Below are 8327 nucleotides of genomic sequence, written 5' to 3' on the forward strand. Positions count from 1 at the left end.
TGGAGCGCTACCGCCACCCGGACCCCGACCGCACCGCCTGGTGGCACGCCCGCTTGGACCGGGTGCGCCGACTGCTGGACTGAGCTCCACCCGCGTCTCGCGTGGGCCATTCGTGCACCAGCCGCTGCCGCAGTCCGCTGACACTACGACCCCGGCAAACCTGCGGCACCGGGCAGGTTCCCGCCTTGGTCACCGCAACTACCCTGTGTCGCAGGGAAGGCCGGGGTCATCGTCGGCTCCTCTAGCGCCCGGCCCGATGTGACCGACCCCGTCGCAGTCGACCGTCAGCAATGCGCCGCCGCAGTCGTGTGCACGTCCCAGCGCGTCACGCGGAACATCGGCGCCAACCCGGTTCACGACCTTCGGTGGGACTCACTCGGCGGTCGAGTAGCCCGTGTGCGGGTGGCACAGCGCCAGCCCGGACCGATGTCGAACCGGACTGGGCCATGCACCCGGCGCAGACTCGACCTCGCACGCGACTCCAACGAGCTCGGTCGGCCGCCGATCCCCGCGACGCGTCGATCAGCGGCTTCCGACCGCTTCGAGGCGGAAGCGGTCGGCGTGTTCGGTGACCCACTGTTCGAAGGTGCGGGCCGGGCGTCCTAGCAGACGCTCGACGGTGTCGTCCACGGTGGAGCCTTCACTGGGCGGTGATGCGTACCAACCGATCACGTACTCGGCGTCCGCGCGTGCCACGCCGGTGTCCATGAGCCGCTCGACGGCCTGCTCGTGGGTGATGCGGGCGAGGGTGAGTTCGCGGCCCACCGCGTCGGAGAGAATGCGCAGCCGCTCGGCGATGGTCAGCGCCCGGGGTCCGGTGAGGTTGTAGGCACGTCCGGAGTGACCGCCCTCGAGCAGGGCGAGCGCCGTGACCGCCCCGATGTCGGCCTCGTGTACCAGGGCGCTCGGATGGTCGTAGGGTTCCCGCACCACGCCTTCCGCGCGAATCGAATCGACCCAGGTCAGCGTGTTGGACATGAATTCCTGCGGCTCCAGCCGGGTCCACTCCACACCGGATTCCGCGACGGCCTGCTCCACGGGGCCGACCATGCCGCCCCACACAACGGTGATCCGGCGTACGCCCGCCGCCACCGCCCGCTCGACCAGTTCGGGGCCGACCGCCGCGAGACCGTCCGTCACCGTGAGGTGCAGGCGGCTCACCCCGCCGAGAGCCGCCTGCACCGTGTCCGGGTCGGTGTGCGTGCCTTGCACCAATTCCACTGCGGACGGCAGCTTTTCGGCTGCGGCGCGTGGATCGCGAGTGAGCGCCCGCACCGGCTCGCCGCGGCGCACCAGTTCCGCCACCACGTGACGTCCGGTGTTCCCGGTAGCGCCTGTCACCAAGGTCGTCATGACGTTCTCCTTTCGTCGTCGCCGACGACGGTAGAAGCTAAACCTTGGTTCAGGTCAAGTGCGGTTGAGCCGGCGCGTATCGCCGGCCAGCGGGACGCGAGTTCGTCCACCGCACGGGACAGCGGCTGGGTACCGTCCTCAACGGCCAAGGCGTCGCTCAGTAGCACGGCGATCGCCCCGGCCTGCCGGTCGAATGCCGACACCACCCGCCGGATCGCATCCAGTTTGCGCTGGCAATCATCCGATGCGCAGGTGTGGTGGGCCAGGAGATCGTGCAGCGCTTCGTCCATCTCACCCCAGGTGGGGACGGCGACGCCATCGACGGAATCCGCGAGGGAACGGGATTCGGCAGGCCGGGTGCTCATCGCGCACCGCCGACCAGACCCGGCATGCCGCTCCAGCCGGAGTGGATGCGGCGGTGCCGGCGCCGCCGAGCGCGGTGCAGCCCCGTCACCGGCAGACGCGGGACCACGATGGTGCCGTTGCCCTCCACGTACCGGAGGACGAAAGGGGGACGGTCGCGTCCTTCCCGATAGTCGTCCCGCACGCCCCACATCGCCCACACCGTGATCGTGGATGCCGCGGCTATCACAAGCGCTGCCCAGTACATTCGGCCACTCCTGCCTGCATAGGGGAAAGGATTCGATACCGAGCGGCGACTCCGCGGTGCGTCGTCGTCCGGCGTGAATCTCAGTACACACCCGAAACAGGTTGTGGAAAACGAACATTGCCGGACACGCGGGAAATACACTGGAATTTCACGACGGAACGTTTCACCGTGTGCGCGCCCGGATAGCGAGGCTAAGGAAATGTCTGGATCTACGGTAACACGTCGAGCCTTCGGCCGCATGCTTCGGGAGATGCGTGAACGCGCCGGTAAGAGCCTGCTCACGGCCGGTTTGGAAATCGATGTATCGCCGCCGACGGTGTTGCGGTTGGAACAAGGACTCGCGTCCAAGGTGTCGGGGCCGCAGATCGAGAAGCTACTCGACCTCTATCGACTCAGCCCGCGCGAACGAGCCGGAGCGATGGAGTTGTGGAAGGAGGTCCGCGAACAAGCGAAAGTCGCTAAATTGCAGGGCACTTCGAAGGCTTTCTGGCAGGCCTACGCCGATCAGCTCGCGGCGCACTTCCCGCACTATCTGCGTCTGGAAGCAGCAGCGAGTTCCGTCACCACCCACCAGCTGGTACTCATGCCCGGGCTGCTGCAAACACCCGACTACCGTCGGGCCATGGGCCGGATGGACAATCCGGAACTCTCCACAGTCGATGCGGAGCGGCGCGTGGAGTTGATGATCCGAAGGCAAACCAGACTGGGCAGCACGGGCTTTCGACTCCGGGCCTTCATCTCCGAGGCCACGTTGCGACATCAGATCGGTGGCCCATCCGTAATGGCCGAACAACTGCGTTGGCTGGTGGCCGCTGGTGAAATTCCAGGCTTGATAGTCCGAATCATCCCGTTCGGCCCCGCCTATCGCGCGCTGACGATCGGCTCCTTCACGCTGCTGGAGTTCCCTACGCTGGAACGAGGCCTGCGGGAACCTCCTGTGGTCTATATCGAAGACGCGTTCGGCGCTTTGTACCACGAACAAGAAGCCGTGGTCACGAAGTATCGCGAGGCGGTCGAGAGCCTGCACGCTGTAGCGTTGAGCGAGGAGGACACCAGAGACATGGTGTTGCGTGTTGCGAAGGAGTACGCGGCGTGACCGGCAATCCCCCTGTTGGCGAGTGGTTCAAATCCAGCAGATCGGAGCATTCGAACGCGTGCGTGGAGATCAAGTTCGAGGGCACGCGAGTCGGCGTGCGGGATTCGAAGCACCCGGGCGGCCCGGAGCTGAAGTTCGACGGCGCGGCGTGGGACAGCTTCCTGGACAGCGGAATCTGGGAAGCGTGACGCGCCACCGCGGATGACCGCGGGGTCCGAATCGGACCCTCAGAGACGCACACCGCAGCCGAGCATGGTGGTGCGCATGAGCAATGCGGCCTCCGGTCCGATCACACCGTCGATCAATTCCAGATAGCGGTCACAGAATTCGGGGCCGTGCGGCGCGCATTTCTCCGAATCGGCCTCGAGATGGTGGGCGAGTTCGTGCAGGATCACCAATTCGCGGAGTGCCCAGGCACTTCCGTTGGCGTGCAGGGGGACGGCCAGCACGGCCCCGGTCACCTCGTAGTGCGCCGCCTTGGACCCGGCGCGCGCACGCACGGTGACCGGTGTGGCGGCGCGCGGCCAGTGTGCGCGCACCCAGTTCAGGGCCAGCACCCGGTCCGCGTAATCCTGCACCGATGCCACCGAGGCGAATTTCCGCTCCACGGGCAGGGTCAGCTGCGACCCGTGCACCTCCACCGTGCGCGCGCCGAATTCGTCGGCCCGTTCGAAGATTCCGCGCACCAGTGCCTCCGCGTCGTAGACCCGGCCGCGTTGGGAGTCGCGGGTCACGATCCGCCGCCGGGCAGTTCGCCTCGGGCCGCGCCCAGTTCCGGTGCGGTGCCCAGACGCGCGGCCCGTCCGGCGCGGTCCCCCGCCCGCCGCGCGGCCGACGAATATCCCGCCGAGGCTTCCGGTCCGCGCCAGGTGCCGCGCGCCTCGGAGGTCTGCCGGTAGAAGTCCGTCAGGGCGATCTCCTTGTCGCGCAAGGCGAGTGCGGTGCCATTCACGGTCCCGGCGGCGGCACTTCCCGCGCCATCACCGGCCGCACTGCCACCCGCCGCGCCGCCATTTCCGGCGTTGTCCCCCGACCCGTCGGTGCGCACCGCCTCGGTCTCCACCTCGGACTTCACCTCGGCGAGGCGGCGGCCGACGCGGGCGGCGAAGGCCATCTGGAAGTTGAGCCGCGCGGTCACCGCCGCCACCGGGGCCCGCACCCGGGTGCGTACCGTGCGCCCGAAACGCTTCTCGGTGACCACCTTCTCGACCGTCCCGGACTTGTACGCGCCCGACTTGATGTACTGGTCCGACGCTCGCACCATCTGGATCAGCAGACTCGCGTACAGCGCCTCGCAGGTGTCGATATCGCCGTCGAAGCCGTAGGCGTACACCTGGGTGGAGGTGCGGGCCACATCGCAGCGCACGTCGTTGGCGGCGGCGATGGCCACGAAAAGCTGTACGTAGGTGCGCAGTCCCCGCTTGCCGGGCGCACCGATCGGGATCACCCGCTGCACCGGCGTCGGTCGGCGCTCCCGACTCGCCACATGCGAGCGCGCCACCGCCAGATCGATCGACGAGCGGGTCGCCAGTCGCTGCGCGGCCGCCATGAAGGCTTCCGCCTCGTGCTCGTTCTCGGTGGACTCCGCCTGGCGGAGCAAACCCCCGATCCGCGTCAACATCCGGTCCTGAGATGACATCGACCCAAGCCTAGCTGGCGGTACCGACGACGATCGGCGGCCCGATGCCTGAGGTAGTTCCGGCGCGAGACCACCCGACCATGTATCTTCCCTTGTGCAAACGGCTGAGTGTGCCGCCGCTCACGTCTCGAACCCCTGGAGTTACAGCGATGGCTTTGAAGAAGGTGTCGTCCCTACGTAAGTCGCTCGTGCCACGAGCCGCCTTGGCGGCCGCGGGTGCGGCGTTGCTGACGGCGACATTCGCCACCGGCTGCTCGAGCGACAGCGGAAACGATGCCGCCTCGGAGAACCTCACCGGGCGCGGACCGATCACCTACGTCGAGGGCAAGGACACCACCGAGACCGGTGCGGTCAAGCAGCTCATCGACCGCTGGAACGCCGCGCACCCGGACGAGCTGGTGACGTTCAAGGAGCAGTCGAACGACGCCTCCCAGCAGTACGACGACCTCAAGCAGCATCTGCAGGCCAAGTCCGCCGACTACGACGTGGTCGCCCTGGACGTGCCGTGGACCGCCGAGTTCGCCGCCAAGGGCTGGATCCAGCCGCTGCAGGACTCCTTCGCCATCGACACCTCGACGCTGCTGTCCCCGCCGGTCGCGAGCGCCACCTACAACGGCACCCTGTACGCCGCGCCGCGCAATACCAATGGCGGCCTGCTGTTCTACCGCACCGACCTGGTGCCGAACCCGCCCAAGACCTGGTCGGAGATGCTGTCCATGTGCCCGATCGCGCGGGAGAACAATATCGGCTGCTACGCCGGTCAGCTCGCGCCCTACGAGGGTCTGACCGTGAACACCGCCGAGGTGATCAACGCCTACGGCGGCACCTTCGTCGGCCCGGACGGCAAGACCCCGACCGTCGACAGCCCGGAGTCGCGCGCCGGTCTGTCGGTGCTGGTCGACGCCTACAAGAACGGTGACATCCCGAAGGAGGCCATCTCCTTCACCGAGACCGAGTCGCAGAACGCGTTCGCCCAGGGCAACCTGATGTTCCTGCGCACCTGGCCGTCGTTCTACGGCATCGCCGGCGGTGAGGGCTCCGCGGTGGTCGGCAAGTACGGCGTGGCCCCGCTGCCCGGCAAGGACGGCGTCGGCGCCTCCACCCTGGGTGGCTACAACGCCGCCATCAGCGCCTACTCCAAGAACAAGGCCACCGCGCTGGACTTCCTGCGCTTCCTGATCAGCGAGGACGCCCAGCACATCGTCGCCTCCGGCGCGCTGCCGTCGGTGCGGGCCTCCATGTACGACGATCCGGCGCTGATCGCCAAGATGCCGTACCTGCCCGCGCTCAAGGAGTCGATCGCCTCGGCGGTGCCGCGGCCGGTGACGCCGTTCTACCCGGCCGTCTCGAAGGCCGTGCAGGACAACGCTTATGCTGCCCTCGAGGGACGCAAGACCATCGACGAGGCGATTACGGGGATGCAGCAGGGCATCGAGACCGCCGGGTCGTAACCGATTCGGCGGTGTTGGAGTCCACCGCGCTGTTCCCTGGATAACTGAGTCAGTCCCGTAGGAGAGAAATACGGTGTCACGTCCTTCGGGAGCGACCGATGTCGCGACGCCCAGCCCGAAAGATCCCGCCACCGAACTGGTGAAGAAGAAGCGGACCAGCCGCGCTGTCTTCGCCGGATCGGGCCGGGCCTGGCTGTTCGTCGCGCCGGTGCTGATCACCCTGGCCGTGGTGATCGGCTACCCGGTGGTCCAGGCCGTGATCATGTCCTTCCAGAAGGACTCCGGCCTGGACCCGTCCACCGGCATGTTCGTCGAGGGCGGCGGCGCCGGGCTGGAGAACTACACGCACTGGCTGCTGCAACAGTGCCGCGACTCGCTCGGCAATACCGTCTCCTGCCCGACCGGCAACCTGGGTTCGGCGTTCTGGCTGGCCATCGGCGTCACGCTGTTCTTCACCGTGGTCACCGTGAGCCTGGAGGTGCTGGTCGGCCTCGGCATGGCCATGATCATGGGCAAGACCTTCGCCGGGCGCGGCCTGCTGCGCGCGGCGGTGCTCATTCCGTGGGCCATCCCCACCGCCGTCACCGCGCGGCTGTGGGAGTTCATGTTCCAGTACGACGGCGTGGTCAACCGGGTGCTGGGCACCAGCATCCTGTGGACCGCCGAGGAGTGGCCCTCACGGTTCGCGGTCATCGCGGCCGACGTGTGGAAGACCGCGCCGTTCATGGCGCTGCTCATCCTGGCCGGACTCCAGGTGATTCCGGACGGGGTGTACGAGGCGGCCCGCGTGGACGGCGCGTCGGCGTGGCAGCGGTTCGTGCACATCACGCTGCCGCTGCTCAAGCCCGCGCTCATGGTGGCGATCCTGTTCCGCACCATGGACGCGCTGCGCATGTACGACCTGCCCGCCATCATGACCATGAACAACCCCAATACCCGCACCATCTCCATGCTGGTGGTGGACCAGGTGCGGCAGGGGCCCAATAGCGCGGCGGCGCTGTCGATGATCACCTTCCTGTTGATATTCGCGGTGGCGTTCGTGCTGGTGAAGTTCCTGGGTGCCAATGCGGTTCGCACCCAGGAAGAGCAGCGGGAGGCGCACTGATGACGACGACCACCGCTGCGCCGCGGGTGCGGCCGACGACCCCGTGGGTCAAGCGGCTCACCAACGGTCGGGTGTATCTCGGCGCGCTGATCATCCTGATCTGGGGGCTGGGGCCGTTCTACTGGATGGTCGTCACGGCACTGCGCGATCCGGCCTACACCTTCGACAACACCCCGTGGCCCACCCATGTGACGTTCGAGAACTTCCGCAACGCCTTCGACACCAGCCGCGGCAACGACTTCGGGCGAGCGCTGGTCAACAGCGTCATCATCGGGTCGATCACCACGGTCATCGCACTCATCGTCGGCGTCATGGCGGCGTACGCGCTGGCGCGGCTGGCGTTCAAGGGCAAGTACCTGGTGGCGGGCCTGATCCTGTCGGCGTCCATGTTCCCGGTGGTGGTGCTGGTGACGCCACTGTTCCAGCTGTTCACCGATATCGGGTGGATCGGGCAGTACCAGGCCATGATCATCCCGAACATCTCGTTCGTGCTGCCCATGACCGTGTACATCCTGGCGTCGTTCTTCAGTGATCTGCCCTGGGAGCTGGAGGAGGCCGCCCGCATCGACGGCGCGTCGCGCTTCCAGGCGTTCCGCCTGATCATGCTGCCGCTGGCCGCACCGGCCGTATTCACCACGGCCATCCTGGCTTTCATCGCCGCGGTCAACGAGTACCTGCTGGCGCGGCTGCTCTCCTCGGACAAGACCGAGCCGGTGACCGTCGCGGTGGCCCGGTTCTCCGGTAACGATCCGCAGGTCCAGCCGTACGCCGCCATCATGGCGGCGGGCACCATCGTCACCATTCCGCTGGTGATCATGGTGCTGCTGTTCCAGCGTCGCATCATCTCCGGTCTCACCGCGGGCGGTGTCAAGAGCTGAACCCGGATCGGGATCGCGTCCACTAGCATGGGTCGCGCCGCACGCTGGGCCGCGGCGCTTCTCCCGTACGCAGGCTTTGTCGACGCTCCGGAAGGAGATGCTCGTGAGCTCGTTCCGTCCGCGCGGCCGCAATCCGGAGCCGCCGCCGTATTCCAGCATGGCTGGGTGGAACGAACTGGCGAGTGTCACCTCGCG

The 8327-nt window shown here is 67.3% G+C and carries 10 protein-coding genes; 5 read left to right on the top strand and 5 right to left on the bottom strand.

All coding sequences use genetic code 11. The features are described 5' to 3' along the window. Window positions 1–522 precede the first annotated feature (522 nt). Genes QK444_RS27325 through QK444_RS27335 form a run of 3 tightly spaced genes read right to left on the bottom strand, consistent with a single transcriptional unit; the run spans window position 523 to window position 1963 of the window. Window positions 523–1353 carry an NmrA family NAD(P)-binding protein gene (locus QK444_RS27325; protein WP_282785025.1) on the bottom strand — a complete coding sequence of 277 codons (831 nt, stop codon included), beginning with the start codon at window positions 1351–1353 and terminating at the stop codon, window positions 523–525. Beyond that, window positions 1350–1718, bottom strand: a complete 369-nt coding sequence (locus QK444_RS27330) for a hypothetical protein (protein WP_282785026.1) — start codon at window positions 1716–1718, stop codon at window positions 1350–1352. Before QK444_RS27330 ends, QK444_RS27325 begins: the two co-directional genes overlap by 4 nt. Beyond that, complete coding sequence (locus tag QK444_RS27335; RefSeq protein WP_282785027.1) at window positions 1715–1963, bottom strand: hypothetical protein; 249 nt, start codon at window positions 1961–1963, stop codon at window positions 1715–1717. Before QK444_RS27335 ends, QK444_RS27330 begins: the two co-directional genes overlap by 4 nt. Before the next feature lie 238 nt (window positions 1964–2201). Between QK444_RS27335 and QK444_RS27340 the strand changes: the two genes are divergently transcribed. Then, a complete protein-coding gene (locus QK444_RS27340; protein ID WP_282785028.1) occupies window positions 2202–3059 on the top strand; it encodes a helix-turn-helix transcriptional regulator in 858 nt (285 codons plus the stop codon). Further along, on the top strand, window positions 3056–3247 hold the full coding sequence (locus QK444_RS27345; RefSeq protein WP_282785029.1) for a DUF397 domain-containing protein: 192 nt from the start codon (window positions 3056–3058) through the stop codon (window positions 3245–3247). The genes QK444_RS27340 and QK444_RS27345 overlap by 4 nt, the downstream gene beginning before the upstream one ends. A gap of 39 nt (window positions 3248–3286) precedes the next feature. Here QK444_RS27345 and QK444_RS27350 read toward each other — a convergent pair whose 3' ends face one another. Both QK444_RS27350 and QK444_RS27355 read right to left on the bottom strand, forming a co-directional pair. Beyond that, window positions 3287–3796 carry a TIGR04338 family metallohydrolase gene (locus QK444_RS27350; protein ID WP_282785033.1) on the bottom strand — a complete coding sequence of 170 codons (510 nt, stop codon included), beginning with the start codon at window positions 3794–3796 and terminating at the stop codon, window positions 3287–3289. After that, window positions 3790–4698, bottom strand: a complete 909-nt coding sequence (locus QK444_RS27355) for a DUF2786 domain-containing protein (protein ID WP_282785030.1) — start codon at window positions 4696–4698, stop codon at window positions 3790–3792. The genes QK444_RS27350 and QK444_RS27355 overlap by 7 nt, the downstream gene beginning before the upstream one ends. Before the next feature lie 149 nt (window positions 4699–4847). Between QK444_RS27355 and QK444_RS27360 the strand changes: the two genes are divergently transcribed. The 3 genes from QK444_RS27360 to QK444_RS27370 all read left to right on the top strand — a co-directional run bounded on the left by QK444_RS27360 (window position 4848) and on the right by QK444_RS27370 (window position 8132). Next, entirely contained in the window at window positions 4848–6149 is a 1302-nt protein-coding gene (locus tag QK444_RS27360) for an ABC transporter substrate-binding protein (protein WP_282785031.1), read from the top strand. 136 nt (window positions 6150–6285) lie between these two features. Continuing rightward, window positions 6286–7254 (top strand): sugar ABC transporter permease, encoded by a 969-nt coding sequence (locus QK444_RS27365; protein WP_282785034.1) that lies wholly within the window; start codon window positions 6286–6288, stop codon window positions 7252–7254. Further along, window positions 7254–8132, top strand: coding sequence for a carbohydrate ABC transporter permease (locus QK444_RS27370; RefSeq protein WP_282785032.1), 879 nt, complete (start codon window positions 7254–7256; stop codon window positions 8130–8132). Before QK444_RS27365 ends, QK444_RS27370 begins: the two co-directional genes overlap by 1 nt. Window positions 8133–8327 lie beyond the last annotated feature (195 nt).

The sequence above is a fragment of the Nocardia sp. CC201C genome (genome assembly GCF_030010695.1).
In the GTDB taxonomy this organism is placed as follows: Bacteria; Actinomycetota; Actinomycetes; order Mycobacteriales; family Mycobacteriaceae; genus Nocardia; species Nocardia otitidiscaviarum.